The following is a 17,661-nucleotide window of genomic DNA, read 5'->3' as shown; positions in this document are numbered from 1 at the left end:
CGTTCGTCGCAGTGGTCGCGCAGGCCGTCCACCAGGGCGCTGAGGACCTCCTCGGCGTGGCCCCGGACCGCATCGCCGACCTGACGGTCGGGGCCACGGTCGTCGGCGGACGGGTGGCGTACGACGCGGGGGCGCTGAAGGTCGCGGCCTGAGCGCTCCGGCCGGGGTCGGAGGCGTCGGCGGGCAGCGTCAGCGGATCACCGAACCGCCCAACAACCGTTCCGCGCCGGGGAGTTCATCTGTGACATAGGCCACCCGTGACCCTTGACGCAGATCCGGCACCACTGCATTCTTCCAGCATTCGCGACGGCCCGGGCGCGGTCGTCCCGCATGCCCTCCCACAGACCACCCCGGCGCCCATCCGTGGCACAGCCCCCTCGTCTCCGATGTCGTAGAAAAGGGTGCTCCATGATCCTCGCCAGCTATCAGCAGGACTACAGTCCGGTGGGCCATTCACTCGGGCTGTCGTCCATCATCGCGATCCTTCCGCTGCTGGTCCTGTTCGTGCTGCTCGGCGTGGTGCGGATGAAGGCGTGGCTGGCGTCACTGATCTCTCTTGTCGTCGCCGTGGTGCTCGCGGTCGCTGTGTACTCGATGCCGCTCGCCGACGCCCTCAACAGCGGGCTGCTGGGCGCCGCGTTCGGTTTCTTCCCGATCATGTGGATCGTCATCAACGCGATCTGGGTCTACAACCTCACCGTCGAAACAGGGCACTTCGACGTACTGCGCAGGTCCTTCGCGTCCATCAGCGACGACCAGCGGGTGCAAGCGATCATCATCGCCTTCTCCTTCGGCGCTCTCATGGAGGCGCTGGCCGGTTTCGGCACTCCCGTCGCTATCAGTGCGGTCATGCTGATCGCCCTGGGCTTCAAGCCGCTCAAGGCGGCCACCGTCGCCCTGGTCGCCAACACCGCACCCGTGGCGTTCGGCGCGATGGCCGTACCGATCACCACACTGGCGGGCGTCACCGGTCTGCCCGTGGACGACCTCGGCGCGATGGTCGGCCGGCAGACGCCGATCCTGGCGCTGTTCGTGCCGCTGGCTCTGGTGTTCATCGTGGACGGCCGACGAGGGCTGCGGCAGACCTGGCCGCCGGCAGTGGTGTGCGGCCTGTCCTTCGCGGTCTTCCAGTATCTGTCCTCGAACTTCTGGTCCGTGCCGCTCGCCGACATCGTCGCCGCGCTCGCCTCCGCGCTGGCGGTCCTGGCGTTCACCCGGGTGTGGCACGCCGAGGAGACGTACCAGGAGGGCGACGAGGACGACGGTCCCGGCGGCGACCTCGGCAGCGCCGACGGCGACTCCCGCCGGCCGCGGACCCCCGGCGGCGAATCGGACGCGGGCGCCGACGGCGACACTCACGACGGGCCACTGGACGTCTTCAAGGCATACGCGCCCTACTTGGCCATCATCGTGGTGTTCGTGCTGGCCACCCGGGTCCCGGCGATCACCGGAAAGGCGCCGACCAAGGTCGGCACGACCGGTACCGGCCTGGAGTCGGTGACGCGCATCGTCAACTGGCCGGGGCTGCACATCGTCAAACCGAACGGCGACCCGGTCGCCACCACGTTCAAACTCAACTACCTCTCGGCGGCCGGGAGTCTGCTGCTGATAGCCGGCCTGATCAGCGTGGTGCTGCTCCAGGTCGGCCCGCGCCGCGCCCTGCGCGCCTACGGACGCACCCTGAACCAGCTGAAGTTCGCGGTGCTCACCGTCATGCTGGTACTGGGACTCGGCTACGTCATGAACGAGTCCGGTCAGACCACCACTCTGGGTCTGTGGATGGCCGGCGCCGGCGGGGCCTTCGCCCTCCTGTCACCCGTCCTCGGCTGGCTGGGCGTTGCCGTCACCGGCTCCGACACCTCCTCCAACTCCCTGTTCGGCGCCCTCCAGGTCACCGCCGCCCACCAGGCCGGCCTGTCGCCCACCCTCATGGCCGCGGCCAACTCCTCCGGTGGCGTGCTCGGCAAGATGATCTCCCCACAGAACCTCGCCATCGCCGCGGCGGCGGTCGGTTTCGAGGGCCGAGAGGGGATCCTCTTCCGCCGGGTCATCGTGTGGAGCGTGGTCTTCATGCTCTTCATGTGCGGGCTGATCTACCTGCAGAGCACCCCGGTGCTCGACTGGATGGTCGTGGACACGCCGGCAACCGCGCCCTGACTTCGACCATGGACATGCCGTCCACCCCGATCCGTGGGCGCCGGCGAGCGGCTCAGGAACGCGCCCGCTGCTGTTTGTCCCACTGAGCCCGCGAGAGTGCGGTGGGCCGCGGGAGCAGGACCTCGTCTACGTACAGGTCGACGTGCTCGTTGTAGAACGCGACCATCCCCGTGATGGCGGAACACGACACCGTCGGGAAGTCGTATGCCCAGGCGACATCGTCATGGGCGACGGCCCCGCTCACGAACGACCAATACCCGCTGGTCCTCCCCTTGTACGGGCACGCCGTCACCGTGGCCGAGGAACGCAGCAGGGTCCAGTCGACAAAGGCGCGCTCGACGTAGTAACGGGTCGGCAGGCCGGTTTCGAAGAGCTTCACCGAGGACGGCGCGTCGACCAGGACGGTGCCGTCCATCTCGACGCGCACGCTGCTGGACGAGCGCAACGCATCCACCCGGGTGTACGGGCTCCTCGGGTGCACGAAGACCTGCTCTTCCTCCTCGTACCACGCGTCGAGCGCGTCCCACCGGAAACGGGCGGTGCTGATGAGTGCCTTGGGGGCTCCCTCGTCCCAGACCCACGCCGCACCCTCACGGACCTCGGAGCCGACCCGCAGCGAGTGCCGCCGCGCGGGGCCGGGACCCAGCCGGCCGGCGCGGGCGTCGTCGGTCAGGACGCCCTCGGCCAGATCCCGCAGCGGAATGCTGTACTGCGGATAGCCGGGCCACTCCCACACGTATAACGCCCGCCGGGTGTCGAATACCCACCGGCCGCCGACCTGCGCACGGATACGCCGCGGCACCGGCTCGACATGCCCGACCGGGACGATGAAGCCCGGGTGGTCCACACTCTCGTCCGCCATCGCCGACCACCTCAGTCCGCTCTGCCGCTTCCGTACACCCAGCTTCTCCGACGGACGCACGAACCGGCCACCCCTGCAGTCATCCGGCAGGCGAGCCTGGTGATCAGTTGCTCATCGTGCCGTCGTTTTCCCACCCGCAGGAGGGCCTGATCACCTCACCGTGTCGTCGCCGTGGGTCGCTGCGGCCCGCCCTTCGACGGCCCGCAGACGGCCCCGTCCCACCATGAACAGCGCTGCGACCCGCTTCCGGCCGACTCCGAGACGGGAGATCCTGGTACTCCGACCGTGAACCAGCGAACAAATGCGGGCTGGTGCGCATCTCACTCTTCGTAAAGCAGCCTCATGCTGATACGGCCCTCCGCGCGACCGGTGTCGTCGCGCATTCCGAAAGGAGGCCGGGCGATGAATCTCCCGGCGTACCGTGACCGCCGAAGCGCGACAGCACCGCGACGCCTCCCCGGCCGGGCCACGACCGCACGCAGACTGAACACCGTTGCCGCCGTGGCGGCCATGCTCCTAGCGGGCTGTGGCACGGGCACCCCCAAGGCGGCCCCGCACTCCGGTGGCCCCGGCGTGTCCCTCGCCCCGCCCGCCGTGCCTTCCCACTCCCCTTCGTCCTTCGCTCAGGACCTCACCGCCGCCACCGCGTGCACCAACAGAACGAAGCTGGCCGGCTGGTCGAACCGTCGGCTGGCCATGCTGACCATCGCCGTCCCGGTGTCGGAGACCTCGGTGTCCGGCGCCACCTCCGCGGTGAGCGCCGGTGCCGGCGGTGTGCTGCTGTTCGGCAGCAAGGCACCGTCCGACCTCGGCTCCCGGCTGACCGCCCTGAAGTCCCATGTACCCGGCCACCTGGGCCTGTTGGTGATGACCGACGAGGAGGGCGGCGGCATCCAGCGCATGGCGAACCTCGTCGGATCCCTGCCCTGGGCCGCGTACATGGGCAAGCACTGGACCCCAGCACAGATCCAGCGGAACGTCACGAAGGTCGCCACCAAGATGGCGGCCGCCCAGGTGAACATGGACCTCGCTCCGGTGGTCGACGTCGACGGCAGGAACGTGGCTCCCGGCCGGACCAACCCCGACGGATGGCGCTCCTTCAGCGGCAGCACCTCGGTGGTCTCCAGGGACGGTGTCGCGTACATGAACGGGTTGCGCGCCGGACACGTGATACCTGTCGTCAAGCACTTCCCGGGCCTTGGCAACTCCAGCTACAACTCCGACTTCGGCCCCGCCCGCACCCTGCCCTGGTCCACCTTGCAAAAGGTGGGCATCCCGCCGTTCACAGCGGCCATCAAGGCCGGCGCCCCGGCGATCATGGTCTCCAACAACATCGTGCCGGGCTTGGGCACCAATCCGGCGAGCCTGTCACCCACCGTCATCAGCTACGAGCTGCGCGGCAAGCTGGGCTTCAAGGGGCTGGTGGTCACCGACTCGCTCAGCGCCAAGTCGATCTCCGCCGCAGGCTTCAGCGTCCCCGCCGCCGCCGTCCAGGCCCTGCGCTCCGGTGCCGACATGGTCATGTTCGACCTGGGGGGCAATACCGGTTCCCGAACGTCCTCGATCGCCTCGGCGATCACCAATGCGGTGGCCGCCGGACATCTCGCCCGCAGTCGCCTCATCGACGCGGCGGGACACGTCCTGGCCGTCCGGCACGTGAATCTCTGCTCCTGAGCGCGAGTGGATCACAGACCCTGCAGTGTTGTGGACCCTCTGGTACGGGCGGGGCCGATGGCCCCGCCCGGGCGCGTTCCCTTCCGCCGAGCGGGGCGGCGGACCGTCGGACCGGCACTCTCAGCCGTCCGACGGCACCTTCAGCTTGTCCCAGCTGAACTTGCCCGGGATGCCGTCGGCGTCCTTGCCCTTGAAGCCCAGCTTGCGCTGCCAGGCCACGTAGGACTTGCGGTCGGCCTCGGTCCACTCGGGGCCGGGCCCCTTCTCGTAGTGGCTGCACCCCTCGGCGACGAGCCGGCGGCCCATCGCCGTGATCAGTGGCGACTTCTGCCCGTTGTGGAAGAAGCCACTGCCCGGGAAGGGGGCGTACGACGGCTTGGGCGCCGGCTTGGGCTCCTGCGGCTTCCCGGAGCCCTTTCCCGCCAGCCGGGCGGCGATGCGCCCGCGCAACCAGTCCATGGTGAAGCCGCGCGGGTCCTGCTTGCCCGGCTGCCACTCCTTGTGGCCGATCACCGAGCGCTCGCTCCAGCCGTAGTGCCGGCAGATGGCGGCAGCCACCCGCGCGATGGCGTCCTTCTGCGCCTCCGGCCAGGGGTCCTTGCCGTCGCCGAGGTTGATGCACTCGAAGCCGTAGAAGTGCCGGTTGCCGTCGGTGTCGGCCTCGTTGTCGGGCGGCAGCTTCGTCTCGTTGACGACGGCCCGGAGGACGTCGCTGTCGCCGAGGCCGGCGTGGTTGGCGCGGCCGTTGCCGACGAGGTGGACGTGGCCCTTCTTGTCGATGACGCCGTGGCACAGCGGGCCGGGCAGGCCGGAGTAGCCGTTGTAGCAGATGTTCACGGAGTTCTCGGTGCCCGACGTGACGGTGTGGTGGATCATCACGCCGTTGATCGGGCCCCAGGGCCCCTTGGTGTTGCGGTTGTGGGCACGCCAGTTGCGCACCTCGTGGACCGTCACGCCCTCGGCTCGCAGGATCTCCACCAGCTTGGACGCGCTCATCGGCTGGGCCATCACTCGTCTCCTTCCGCGGCTTCCTCCGCCGCCGCAGTGGTCTGTGACCGGCCGTCGGAGGGGTCGGCCTCCGCCGCCTGTTCCTCCTGGGCGGCGGACGCCTCCGCCGCGAGGGTCGCCTCGTCCGCCGCCGGGATGCTGCCGGCGAGCGGTCCGAAGGCGAGCCGCAGATCGACGGCGCTCTCCTCGCCCTTGACCAGGGCGAGCGGCGCGAAGTGGCGGTCGATCCCGGCCGGTGCCCGCAGCAGGGGACGGCGCGCCGGGTCGACGGGCCAGTCGACGCCGCCGGTGGCGGTGCGGGCGGGGATCAGCCAGTGGTCGCCGGAGCGGTAGGTGCCGTCCGTGGCGAAGTACACCTCGACGCCGTCCTCCAGAGGCAGCCACTCCCCCTCGGTCACCGGGATCGCGCCGCCTTCGAGCGCCGCCGTACGGCCCTTGCGGCGGGGTCCCTCGCGGTGGTCCCAGCGGCGCAGGAACGGGTGCAGATGAGGCAGCCGGCCGACATGCGGGTCGGGTTCGGCGGACAGCCGGACCCGGCGGCCGGGCAGGTCCAGTTCCTCGACCCGCAGCAGGGGCAGGGCTTCGAGGCGGGAGGCGTACGCGGTGTCCGTGACCTCCACCAGGTCGCCCACGTCGAGGTCCAGCTTGTCGTCGAAACCTAGGGACGCCAGCCGCACCCAGGTGCCGTCGAGTCCGTCGACCGGGAAGACCACCGAACCGTTCTCCCGGGACCACTTGAAGGTGGCGTCCTTCGCCGTGCCGCCCGCGTGGACCTCCACCCGGTACAGCTGGTTCTCCTGGCCGCGGTAGCGCGCGCCGGGCCGGACCAGGCACGGGTCCTCGTCGGCGTGCTCGGGCCGTTCGGCGCGGGCGGCGAGCCGGGCCGCGGGGGTGGCCTGGCGCTGCGCCCAGCGTTCGAAGGCGTCCCGGACGTCCTCCCTGGACGGGTCGGCGTCCTCGATCTCCAGCTCGGTCAGGGACAGCGGCAGCACCTGCCAGACGACCTTGGCGCGGACGGCGGTGTCGGGCAGCGCGGCGCCGAGTGCGACCTCGCGCAGCGCGGGGTCCTCGGCGGCGCAGACGGCCCGCTCCCACACCTGGAGGTAGACCACGAACGGCGACTGGCCGGGCGAGGGCAGGCGGTCGCCGGGTCGCTCCGGGTCGCGGAAGCCGTCCGGCTGGTTCCAGTAGTCCCAGTACGGCTGCGCGGGCGCCGCCTGCCGGTCCGCGGCGGCGGCGTCCTCGTCGGGTACGGGCTCCTCCGGTGCCGGGCGGTCCGCGTCGCACAGGACGCCGTCGACGTAGTAGCGGCCGCCGTGGATGTACAGGGTGTCGATGTCGTGTTTGCCGCCCACGTACTCGATGCGGAAGCCGGTGGCGTCGCGTGGTCCGCCGTGCCGGCCGATCAGGTCGGCGGTGAGGGTGCGGGCCCGGTGGAGCTCGATGGCGGTCTGCTCGTTCAGGTCGGCGTCGAGCTGGACGCGGCCCTGCTGGGCGACGACCGCGGAGTAGTGCCGCTCCGGGCGGAAGGTGGAGCGGGAGAGATCGGCGTGCATGAAAGGGGGTCCCCCTGGTTCGGATGGCTGCGGGTGGGGCGTACGGCGGCGCTGCTCACGTCACGAAGAAGATCCCGGCGTCGGTGCCTGCGGGCGTGTACTCGGCGAGCCGTGCCCTGAGGCCGTCCTCGCGCTGCGGCCGGTAAAGGTCGTGGAAGGCACCGAGTTCGGCGCCGTCGTCCGCGCCGCGCCGGATCTCCTCGGCGCAGCGGTCCGCCAGCTGCCCGTACCACGGGGTCCCGTAGCGTTCGCCCGCGAACAGCGGCCGTACCCGGGTGGCTTGCTGCGGGCCGGCCAGGTCCGGTTGGCAGCGGTGGCGGCGGGGCGTGCGCGAGCCGGGCGGGACGTAGCAGAACCGCAGACAGCCGATGCCGCGCCGGGCCACGTGCAGCTTCCCGGTGAGGATCGAGTTCTCGGCGATGCGCACCGCGTGGGTGCGCACCTCGCCGATGACGGTGCTGCGGTGCAGGTGCAGGACGGCGTGGGCGTGGCGGCAGTCCGGGGCGGACAGGGCCGTGCGGTCGTGGCCGGTGGCGTCCAGGATGCTGTCGCGCAGATGGATGTCGAGGGGGTCCTCGCTCACCTCGTCGCCGATGACCTCGATGGTGCCGAGGATGCTGTGCTCGATCTGCAGGCAGCCGGTGGTGCGGTCCAGGACGATGCTGGGTTCGTCGGGTGAGTGCGGCTCGCACTCGGGCTCCAGGGACCAGCCCGGCACCAGCGTGCAGTGCCGGACGACGACCGCGCCCATCGGGCCGGTCACGTTGATGCCGCGCCCGGCGACCAGCAGTCCGTCGAGGACGATGCGGGGTCGTTCGTGCGGTGTGCAGTCGTCGGACACCGCGCGGATGTTGAGGGCGTCGGGCCGGTTGCTGTACCAGTCGAGGAGGCGGATCACCGGTCGCGCGCCCTCGGCCGCGCGCAGTTCGAGGCGGTCGCCGGGGTCGAGGTCGAAGTCCAGCTGCTCCTGGTGGGCGCCGCTGTGGGTGATCTCGATGATGCCGGGGGTGCGTTCCGGGCCGCGCTCGTCCTGCCAGGCGCGGTAGGCGTCCATGATGCTGTGGTACGGCTGTCCGGGGCCGACCCGGTAGAACGTGGCCTCGGGGTGGGGTTCACGGTCGGCGCGCTCGTACTCGCCGCCGCCCATGGCGGCGCCGAAGGCGTAGTGGTAGTCCACCCACACGCCCTGCCGGGGCGCGGACCGGGAGCCGAACGCGATCCGGCCCAGCTCCGGGTCGACGGCGATCTGGCCGCGCCGGGGCCGGTAGCGCCAGTCGGACAGGTCGGCGACCACGATGTCGGAGGGCGCTACGGGCTGGTCCTCGCCGTCGCGCCGGATGACCATGCTCTTGCCGGGTCCGTAGTAGTCGGCGAGCCGGTCGTGCAGCAGGCGGCGGGTGATGAACGCCGGGACGTTCTCGACGGCGGCGATGTGCGCGGGCGAGGGCTCCGGCACTGGCTTGGTGACCAGCGGGGTGTCGTTGCCGAGGATGGAGAAGGTGTAGAGGTTGCGGGCGCGGTCGATGCAGTAGGCAGGGGACGAGGTGAGCGAGCAGGGCTTCAGCCGCCAGACGAACAGTCCCACCCCGGCGGGAGTCCATCCCCCTTGCTTCCTCGCGGAGTCGGCCCGGCGCACGTCGACCGTCCGGGCCGTCCGCTCGAACGGTCCGCCCGTGAGGGCGAGCGCCGACCCGTCCCGCAGGTCGAGCAGGCGGCCGCGGTCGCCGCGCCGGCCGGTGCCGTACAGCTTGACCGGCTGGGTGTGAGCCACGAGCCGGGACAGTTCCACGGCGCGCGCGGGCCACTCGGCCACCTGCTCGGAGAGTTCCTCCAGGAGGTGCAAGGTGCCTTTGCGGCGCCGGTGGGCGACGGTGGCGGCAACGTCACGGCGCGGGGCGACGGCCTCGGCGAGCGCGTCCCGGCCGCCGCCGTGCAGGCCGGCGGTGAGGACGCGTTCGTAGCCCGGCAGGGTGCGGTAGCCCACCAGGTCGCCGAGGTACGGCAGCACCCAGGGGGCCGCGGTCTCCACGAACAGGTCCTCGTAGCTCTGCTGGACGCCGTCGCGGACCCGGTCGAGCTGCTCGGCGATCACGGCGAGGAGGGCGCGCAGCGGCTCTCCGTCCTCGCCGTCGCGCAGCCGGTACCAGCGGGGCAGCAGCTCGGCGAGCCCGTCCGGCTCCCGGGGCACCACCGGGGCCGGCGTCTCCAACTCCACGTCCGATGACATCACTTGACCTCCGTCAGAATCAGGGTGTCCGAGGCCCGCGCCGACAGCAGCGCGAGCTGCGCCGGGCGGATGCCGCGGAAGACGAACAGCGTCCGGCCCTTCGCCAGGCGCCGGGTGTCGGTGATGTCGGGGTTGAGCCGCAGGAGTTCGGCGAGCGGGATGCCGTACCGGGCGCAGATCGACGACAGGGTCTCCCCGTTCGCGTCCCGGACGGTGTGGGTCCTCTCCTCGTACGCCGCCGGGTGCGCCGGTACGGACGCCTTCGGTGTGCCGGGGTCGGCGAGCAGGGCGGTCAGCCGCTCCGGAGGGACGAGGGCGGGCACGCCGGTGAAGACGTCGACGTCCACGTAGTCGACGCCGGGCACGGAGTGCGCGGTGGCCAGCACCTCGGAGAGGCGGGCGGGCTGCCCCAGCTCCCGCCCCTCGTAGCCGAGTCGGAGCAGCAGCGCCTGGCGCAGCCTGGGCTCGACGGTCTCCCAGGCGTGGTCCGGTTCGAGCTTCACTCGGGCGGCGATCAGCAGCAGGACGAGTTCGCGCACGTCCACGCGGACCGCCAGGTTCGGGTCGCCGTACTCGGTCAGCGCTCCGCGCAGGGGCCGGAGGCTGTCCTCGGTGAGCGGCACGTCGTCGGTTCCGGCGACCGTCACGTGCAGCACGCGCCGTCGTCCGTCGAAGAGTTCGCGGGCCACCGCCCGGCCGATGCCCGCCCGGGAGCGGGTGAAGTCCTCGTAGTCGGACGCGGAGACCAGACGGTCCAGGGCGGAGACGGCGAGCGGGATCGTGCGGCGGGTCAGGCCGGGCCCGTCCGCGTCCGCGCCGCCGGTCGCCGGGCGCGGGTTGGTGACCGCGGTGACGCCGAGCGGCCGGGTGAGGGGCTGGGTGATCCGGTCGGCTGGGATGTTGGCGGCCTTGCCGGTGCCGAAGCGGTAGCGGGCGCGGACGTTCTCGTGGCCGCTGGGCAGGCGGGCGCCGTGGACGCCGTCGCCGAAGGTCACGGTGGTACGGCCGTCGGCGGTGCTGCCGGTGATGTACACGCGCTCGGTCGGGCTGCGCCCGGCGAGGCTGTCGACCTCGTGCCAGCGCACACCGTCGACGCGGATCTCCAGGACGGGCGTGGCGCCGAGAGGGGTGTCGGCGGCGAGCCAGGTCAGCGGGGACTGCCAGAGGGCGAAGGTCTGGTTGACACGGTCGGAGTCCCCGCTGCCGATGGCCTCCTCGCGGCTCTCGCCGTGGGTGGCCTCGACGACGTTGCCGAGGATACGGACGTTCGCCCGGCGGTAGCGGTGGAGCAGGTCGGTGGTGAGGATGAGGCGGGTGTGGACGTGGTCCCCGGGCAGCCGAGGGTCGACGGCCGGGTCTGCGGCGGCGATCGTGACCACCTCGGTGGCGTTGACACCGGTCGTGCCGGGTACGTCGGTGCGCTCGCCGCTCACGACGAGGGTGCGGCCGGGGCGCAACCCGTCGTACAGCTCGGCGAGTTCGATTTCGTTGCCATGCACCTCCTCGCCCAGCGGTTCGCCGGCCGGGTGCAGCGGCTCGCCCGCCGCGTGCACGGTGGTGTCGCGGATGTGGGAGAGCAGGACGTCGAACTCGTCCAGCCACGGGTCCGTGAGGGTGAGTTCGGTGCCCCGGCCGGTGATGCCGTAGTTGGAGTAGGCGGCCGTACGCGCCGCGACGACCTGGGTGGTGACGAAGGCGAACCTGGCGTCGCCGGGTACGGCCGCACCCTTCGCCGGCCGCTGGATCGCCACCCAGCTGCCGACGGTGATGCCGTCGTGGACGGTGTCCAGTTGCAGGACACGGCGGTTGACGGGCTCCGGTTTGCTCGCGATGACGATCTCGACGCCTGGTTCGGTGGTGCCCACCGTGTACTTGAGGCTCACCTCGTACTCGCCGTGGGTGAACTGCTTGCTGTCGCCGGGCCGCAGGGAGATCTCCTGGGCCGTGCCGTTGTGGACGCCGACGTGCACCAGGCCTTCGGCGTCGGGGCGGGAGACGAACAGGGTGCGCTCGGGCAGGCCGGTGTGGAGGCGTGCGGTGACACCCGGTTCCTCGGCGGCCGCCGGACGACGGTTGAGCCAGCTCAGCTCGCGGTCCTGGGGGGCGCGGGTCGACAGGTCGACCCGGCCGGGGCCCAGGGTGAAGGAGATCGGCTGGGCGACGGGCAGGTTCTCGGCGCGCTGGTCGCTGCTGCCGCCCTCGACGTACTGGAACTCGGCCCGGGCCGGGGTCCTGCCCGCCGGGTCGTACACCACGCGCATACTCGCCAGCACCGCGCCGGTCAGCGGCCAGTCGGCGGTGCGGATGACCCGGCCGCGGTCGTCCTGGACGGGCTTGAGCGGGGCGGTGGCTCCGAAGGGGGCGGCGGTCACGCGCATCGCGAGCAGTTCGCGCAGAAGCCGCGGAGCACCGGGCGCGGCGGCGGAGCGCCAGGCCGGATAGAGGCTGCCGAGGCCGGGGTCGAGCGCCGACAGCAGGCGCGCGGTGTCGCTGCCGGGGCGGCGGGTGCGGCTCCCCGCCCGGTGGGCGGGTGCGGCGGAACGCAGGGCCGGCAGGACGGAACTCAGTGCCTGCAACGCGGCCTGGCGGGAGTCGGGCCGGGCCGTCCTCCCGGCGGCCGCGGTCTGCTCTGCGGTCTGCTCTGCGGTCTGTTCTGCGGACGGCTCCGCGGGTTGGGCAGGGGCCAGCTGAAGTGCGTGGCCGGCCAGTTCCGCCAGGACCGCCGCGAGCTGCTCGAACCAGGCGGCCACGTCCTCGTACGGCTCGGCCAGCACCTCGGCCTCGCGCAGACGGGCGACGGGTTCGCCGAGACGGGCCGCGAGGCTCTCCGGGGTCCTGATGTCGTCCAGGTCCGTGCGCAGCGGGGCGAGCACCTGGTCCTCGAAGTCCTCGATCAGGCGGCTGACCGGCCGTGGGTTGGGGACCTCGGGGGTCGGCGGTTCCTCGCCCGGTTCGCCCGGGGCGGCCGGTTCGGCGGTCCAGCGCCGAACCTCGTCCGCCAGTTCCTTGAGCGTGAGCGGCGCCGACCTGGGCAGCGAGATCGCGGTGACCTCGTCGTCCCGGTCGGTCCGGACACCGGCGACGGACAGCAACCTGCGCTCGCCACCCGCCTGTTCGCCGAACACGAAGAGGAGCTGGTCGCCGGTCTGCAGGGAGTTGGCGGTGCCCTCCACGAACAGCTCGGAGGGGCGCTCGAGGTCCTCGGGTGTGACGAGGGAGGGCCGACGGCGCCGTACCGCCAGCTCGTTCCAGTCCCAGCGGGCGGTGAGGTCCCGGGCCGTCTCGAAGGTCAGCGACTGCTCGTCGGCGGAGACGGGCACGCTGTGGCTGCGCGCACCGCGTGGGATGAGCACCGGCAGGGCCTCGGCCCGCGGGTCGCGTTCGAGGGTGTACGCGAGGTGGGTGCCGGCCGCCACTCCGGGGCGCGGCCGGTGTCCGACGAGCCGGCCCATCAGCACCAGCGAGCGGTGTTCGTCGGCGGTGCGGATGTAGGCCTCGTCGGCGATCCGCTCGGAGTGGAAGGTGAGCAGGTCGCCGAGGACGGCGGTGGCGTCCAGCAGGCCGATGGCGGGGTCGTCCGGGGTGCGGACGGTCAGCCCGGTGAGGGCCGGGTACGCGGGCGAGGCGAGCCGGTCGAGGAGGGCTGCGAGGAAGGAGCCGTACTCGCCGACGCGGTAGTCGAGGGCGGTGCGGCCGGGCGGGTTGTGGACCGGGGCGGGGGCGAGGCGCTCGTCGTGGCCGCCGCACGCGCCGCCGCAGGAGCAGACCTGGCTCATCGGGCGCCTCCCAGGGATATCGCCAGCCGTCCCTGTTCGGGCCGGTCGGGGTCGTTGTCGCAGGTGGCGATCTCCAGCGGGCCGAGCCGCAGCACGCCGTCCTCCCTCTCTCCGCGGTCCTGTTCGAACAGCCTGCAAAGCCGGGTGACCTCGACGCTCGCCACGCCGGGTACGGCCGCCGCGGCGGCGACCAGGCGGCTGAGCCGGACGGGTTCGCCGAAGGTCAGCGCGTCGGGGTGGAAGAAGCCCAGCCGTCCGCCGGGCAGCCGGCCGCTGCCGAGGACGCGGTAGAGGTCGGCGAGGATCTGGCCGTGCTGGTGGCCGGGCAGCGCGCACACGTGGAGCGCGACGTCGAGGGGCACCAGCCGGGCGGGGCCGATCACCAGGTCGTGCCCGATGCGCCGGTACGTCTCCAGGGCCTGGGTCACGGAGTCGAGCAGGCCGTCCGGCGGGGTGTCGCCGCCGTAGGCGTCGATCGCGACGTGGGCCTCCTGGACGCTGCCGGTCCAGCGGATCTCGGCTGCGGCCCGCTGGACGCCGGGCAGGGCGGAGGCGAGAGCCGCGTAGTCGTCGGCGGTGACCGCGCGCAGCCGGGTGCGGCGCAGGTCCAGTGGCGCCAACTGACGTACGCGTTCCAGGGGTTCGGGCTCCGTGCCGCCGGTGGCGGGCAGCGGGTTGCGAACCGTGGCGACCGGTACCGGCTCGCCCGGCTCGCCCGCTGCGACGACGAGGTGGTTGATGGCCTCGGCGCCGACGTTGCCCGCGATGCCGCCGCCCAGCCGGTGGCGCACCTCCAGCCGGGTCCCCGGCGTCGGCACGGCACCGTGCCGTCCGTCGCCGAAGCGCAGGGCGAGGCGCCCGTCGTCCTCCGGTTCGCCGACGAAGTGCCGGTCGCGGGGGGCGCTGTCGAGCAGGTCGCGGCGCGGCTCCCACACCGTGTCGCCGTCGTGGAGGCGTACGGCGGGCAGGGCGCGGCGCGGGTCCTGGGCGAGTGCGGCGGTCGCCGGGCCGCGCAGGACCGGCTCCTCGGGGTGGAGTCCGGCCGCGTATGCCGGGCCCCAACTGTGCGCGATCTCCCAGGCGATGTCCCCGTCCAGCACCGTGCCCGCGCGGGCCCGCGCGGTGAGGATCTCGACGCGCCGCAGCTTTGCCTTCAGCAACGTGTCGCAGCCGTGCAGCAGTTCACGCAGGGCGCGGACGGGATGCCGGCGCAGTTCCAGCCGCTCCAGCACCTTCAGGCTGAAGATCACGGCGAGTTCGTCGATCTCGCCCTCGCCGAGCCCGTCCCGGTCGCGGGCACTGCGCCACAGTTCGACGAGCCGCTGCCGGATCCGGCTCGGGATGGCGGCGATCCGCTCGGCCTGCCCGGCGGCGACCGTCGCCGCGTCGGGGAACGGCACGGCCTGGGTGACCGGTGCCCGGCCGAGGACGGGACGGAACCGGGGCCGGATGCCCGGGTAGACGGACTGGGCGAGCAGGGTCCGCAGGGCCGCGGCCTGCGCGTACGCCGTGCCGGGCACGACACGCTCCTGTCGTTGCCCGGCCCGCTCCAGACCGACCCCGGCGCGCACGGTGGCCCGCTCCCCCACGACCGCGAACAGTTCGCGGACGTCGTCGGGGGTCAGGACGCGGCCGCTCTCCGTCCGGTCCGTCAACGAGGTGATGAGCCGAGCCGGGGCGTTGCCCTCCGTGCGGTCGGGGCAGCCGAACTCCGGCGGGTCGCACGGCGCCACGACGGCCGGGACCGGTGGCACGGTGACCGTTTCGACCGGGCCGGAGCGGCCGTGGTCGACGAGGACGGCGTTGCCTCGGGCGAGGGTGACGTCCTCGACGGGCAGGCAGTCCCGCCCGCCGCGCGTGATCAGGCAGAAGGGAAAGCGCAGGGCGTCCTCGGCGGCCCAGGTGACCTCCAGGACGGGCTGGTCCTCGATGCGGTCCAGGCCGGGGGTGACGGAGGTGAGGCGGACGGCCTGCCGGTGGGCGGGGTCGGCGTCGCCGGGGGTGCCGGTGCGCGGCCCCTTCACCTCTTCGAGGATCAGCACGTCGCCCGGCTTCAGATCGAGCCTGCGTTCCCGGCGGGTCTCGGGATCCGCCCATGCGTCGCGCAGGGTGGCGGCGGTGGCCCCGGCGGGCAGCGCGCACACCTCGCCGTCCCAGGTCCACAACCGGATCGCGTTGTGGGCGACTCGCAGTTCGAGGGGTTCGGTGGCGACGACCGGTTCGAAGACCTCCACGGAGCCGCGCTCGTCCAGGTCGCCGAGGTCGTTCTCGTCGATGACCGTGCCGGGCTCGGGGCGGTCGTGCGGGTCGAGGGTGCGCACGTCGACGGAGGCGAAGCGGTACGTGCCCGGTGCCAGGGTGCGGTCGGCGGCGGTCTCGACGGTCACATGGGCGCGGGCGTTGCAGCCGTCGTGCATCGCATAGTCGATGAGCCGGACGTGTCGGCGCACGGAGACCCGGCGGCGGGCGGTGTCGAGGTAGGCCTCGGTGGCGACCGCGTCCTGCTGGTAGCTGATCTGGTCGCCGGTGTACGCGAGCAGTTCCACGAGCGTCGTGCCCAGGTCGGCAGGGTTGCGCTCCACCCAGTCCGGGGTGGTCAGCGCGAGCCGGTCGAGCAGGAGTTTGCGGATGCTCTCGTAGTCGCGGGCCGTGTAGTCGACGACCGGGGCGGCCGGGAAGTCCGGGGTGGCATCGGTGTCGTCCCGGCAGTCGAAGGGGGTCGGGCAGCCGGGCCGGAAGCCGAACTCCGCGCTGTGGTAGCGCTGGTCGAGGCCACGGTACGGCTCGGTGCCGGGCCGGCCGTAGGGGTCCGCCTCCACCAGCGACAGCCGGTAGTGGGAGGTGTCGCCGGCCCGGTCGAGGGTGACGTGGAGCCGGTCGTCCAGTTCCGGGTCCTCCTCGCGTTCGACGCTGACGTCGATGGCGGTGATGCCGGTGACGCGCCGGCCGCCGTCGATGCGGACGTTCTCGGGGCCGAGGCCGTGCGGGGCCTTGCCGAGGAAGGTGACGGTGAGCAGCAGCCCGTCGTCGCTCGTCTCGACGGCGTCGACCCCGTTGAGCTGCGCGGCCCGCACCTTGGCCCGCCGGGTGGTTCCCGCGCTCATGCCGCCCTCCCCTCGAAGACGTCCTCGCGGACGGTCCCGGTGGCGCGTACGACGTACGACAGGTGTACGCGTACGGTGTCGTCGCCGCTCTCGATGTCGAGGGCCACCACCTCGACCAGGTCGCCCAGCCAGCGCTGGAGCGCGGCCTGGACGGAGAGTTCGAGAGTGCTGACCAGTTCGGGGCTGGACGGCGCGAAGACCAGGTCGAGCAGCCCGCAGCCGAAGTCGGGGCGCATCACGCGTTCGCCGGGGCTGGTGAACAGCAATTGCTCGATCAGGTCGTGGACGTGCTCGGCGGGGCGGGCGTGGGCGGTGCGTCCCCGGCGGTCGGTGCGGAAGGGGAACTCGATGTCGGTGCGGGTGCGTTGACTCGTCGGCCTCATCGGACGGTGACCTTTCGCTGCGCGGCCTGGACGACGGGTGGTCCCTGCGGGACGAGGGCCGCGCTGAAGCACTGGGCGGCGGAGGTGTCGAGCAGCACGTGCGACCCATCGGCCGTGACGCCGGTGTCCGCGGCGGTCCAGCGGACCGCGGCGCACGGCGAGGGCACTCCGTCGACGGTGTGCGGGCAGCCGGTGACGACATACGTGTGGGCGCTCGTGGCCATGGCGGCACCCCCGATGCGTACGCCGCCGGAGGGCATGGCGGCGGGCGTGACGCGGCCGCCGTGCGGGCAGCCGATCACGGCGCCCGCGTGGAGCAGACTCCCGGACAACTTCTCTCCCCCGTTTGTCTATCGCTTGGAGTGGACGGTCAACTGACCATCGTTGATGGTTACTTCACGACCGCGCAGGACGATCTCGGCGCCCGCGCCGGTGGCGATGACCACGGCTTCCTTGGTGATGCGGATGTAGGCACCGCCCTGGGCCTGCAGGAGGATCCCCTGTTCGGCGCCGGCGGTGTCGTTGAGGACGATCTTGTGGGCCTGCGGGGTCTGCACGACGACCGGCTTGTTCGCCGCGTTCGCCTGGAGTTCGCGGCGCGCGTCGGGGGGCAGTTCACCGGCGTCGCCGTACCAGCAGCCGGTCCACACCGGGAAGCTGGGATCCCCCTGCTCGAACTCCACCCACACGCCCGCGCCGGGCGGCGGCACCACGAACTGGCCCGACTCCGGCCCGGTGAACGGCAGGCAGGGCAGCGCCCAGGTGGACGGCTCGTCGCCGAGGACGTCCGGGACCTCGGCCGTGATCCTGCCGATGCGCAGCGGGTCGTTGTTGTCCACGACCCGACCGCGGAACTTGCCGAGGTAGCGATTGCCGGGTGCCGCCATGCTGAACTTCTCCTGGTTCTTCAGTGG

The 17,661-nt window shown here is 72.3% G+C and carries 12 protein-coding genes; 3 read left to right on the top strand and 9 right to left on the bottom strand.

The window, feature by feature from the left end; translation table 11 throughout:
- The first annotated feature begins 11 nt into the window (after positions 1 to 11).
- The gene (locus ABZ818_RS03240) at positions 12 to 152 is read left to right on the top strand and encodes a hypothetical protein (protein ID WP_361409986.1); all 141 of its coding nucleotides are present in this window, start codon (positions 12 to 14) and stop codon (positions 150 to 152) included.
- A 256-nt stretch (positions 153 to 408) separates the two neighbouring features.
- A complete protein-coding gene (locus ABZ818_RS03235) occupies positions 409 to 2,157 on the top strand; it encodes an L-lactate permease (RefSeq protein WP_361409983.1) in 1,749 nt (582 codons plus the stop codon).
- A 52-nt stretch (positions 2,158 to 2,209) separates the two neighbouring features.
- On the opposite strand, the gene ABZ818_RS03230 is transcribed toward ABZ818_RS03235, so the two are convergent.
- Positions 2,210 to 3,019, bottom strand: a complete 810-nt coding sequence (locus ABZ818_RS03230; RefSeq protein ID WP_361409980.1) for a DUF427 domain-containing protein — start codon at positions 3,017 to 3,019, stop codon at positions 2,210 to 2,212.
- Positions 3,020 to 3,529: 510 nt separating this feature from the next.
- Here ABZ818_RS03230 and ABZ818_RS03225 point away from each other — a divergent pair.
- Positions 3,530 to 4,693 (top strand): glycoside hydrolase family 3 N-terminal domain-containing protein, encoded by a 1,164-nt coding sequence (locus ABZ818_RS03225; RefSeq protein WP_361410479.1) that lies wholly within the window; start codon positions 3,530 to 3,532, stop codon positions 4,691 to 4,693.
- Positions 4,694 to 4,813: 120 nt separating this feature from the next.
- Here ABZ818_RS03225 and ABZ818_RS03220 read toward each other — a convergent pair whose 3' ends face one another.
- From ABZ818_RS03220 to ABZ818_RS03185, 8 genes are read right to left on the bottom strand one after another with little or no spacing between them, the layout of a single operon-like run.
- Positions 4,814 to 5,701 carry a peptidoglycan-binding protein gene (locus ABZ818_RS03220; protein ID WP_361409977.1) on the bottom strand — a complete coding sequence of 296 codons (888 nt, stop codon included), beginning with the start codon at positions 5,699 to 5,701 and terminating at the stop codon, positions 4,814 to 4,816.
- Positions 5,701 to 7,257 carry a DUF6519 domain-containing protein gene (locus tag ABZ818_RS03215; protein WP_361409974.1) on the bottom strand — a complete coding sequence of 519 codons (1,557 nt, stop codon included), beginning with the start codon at positions 7,255 to 7,257 and terminating at the stop codon, positions 5,701 to 5,703. Before ABZ818_RS03215 ends, ABZ818_RS03220 begins: the two co-directional genes overlap by 1 nt.
- A 55-nt stretch (positions 7,258 to 7,312) precedes the next feature.
- Positions 7,313 to 9,484, bottom strand: a complete 2,172-nt coding sequence (locus tag ABZ818_RS03210; protein ID WP_361409971.1) for a hypothetical protein — start codon at positions 9,482 to 9,484, stop codon at positions 7,313 to 7,315.
- The gene (locus ABZ818_RS03205) at positions 9,484 to 13,260 is read right to left on the bottom strand and encodes a putative baseplate assembly protein (protein ID WP_361409968.1); all 3,777 of its coding nucleotides are present in this window, start codon (positions 13,258 to 13,260) and stop codon (positions 9,484 to 9,486) included. The genes ABZ818_RS03210 and ABZ818_RS03205 overlap by 1 nt, the downstream gene beginning before the upstream one ends.
- The gene (locus tag ABZ818_RS03200; protein WP_361409965.1) at positions 13,257 to 16,364 is read right to left on the bottom strand and encodes a putative baseplate assembly protein; all 3,108 of its coding nucleotides are present in this window, start codon (positions 16,362 to 16,364) and stop codon (positions 13,257 to 13,259) included. Before ABZ818_RS03200 ends, ABZ818_RS03205 begins: the two co-directional genes overlap by 4 nt.
- Entirely contained in the window at positions 16,361 to 16,747 is a 387-nt protein-coding gene (locus ABZ818_RS03195) for a GPW/gp25 family protein (protein WP_361409962.1), read from the bottom strand. The genes ABZ818_RS03200 and ABZ818_RS03195 overlap by 4 nt, the downstream gene beginning before the upstream one ends.
- The gene (locus ABZ818_RS03190) at positions 16,744 to 17,079 is read right to left on the bottom strand and encodes a hypothetical protein (RefSeq protein ID WP_361409959.1); all 336 of its coding nucleotides are present in this window, start codon (positions 17,077 to 17,079) and stop codon (positions 16,744 to 16,746) included. Before ABZ818_RS03190 ends, ABZ818_RS03195 begins: the two co-directional genes overlap by 4 nt.
- Positions 17,080 to 17,097: 18 nt before the next feature.
- Positions 17,098 to 17,634 (bottom strand): phage baseplate assembly protein V, encoded by a 537-nt coding sequence (locus tag ABZ818_RS03185; RefSeq protein WP_361409956.1) that lies wholly within the window; start codon positions 17,632 to 17,634, stop codon positions 17,098 to 17,100.
- Positions 17,635 to 17,661: the final 27 nt, after the last annotated feature.

Source organism: Streptomyces sp. NPDC047453 (assembly GCF_040643155.1).
Lineage (GTDB): Bacteria > Actinomycetota > Actinomycetes > Streptomycetales > Streptomycetaceae > Streptomyces.
The sequence above is the reverse complement of the archived record's forward strand: the minus strand, read 5'-3'. Positions and strand labels throughout refer to the sequence as shown.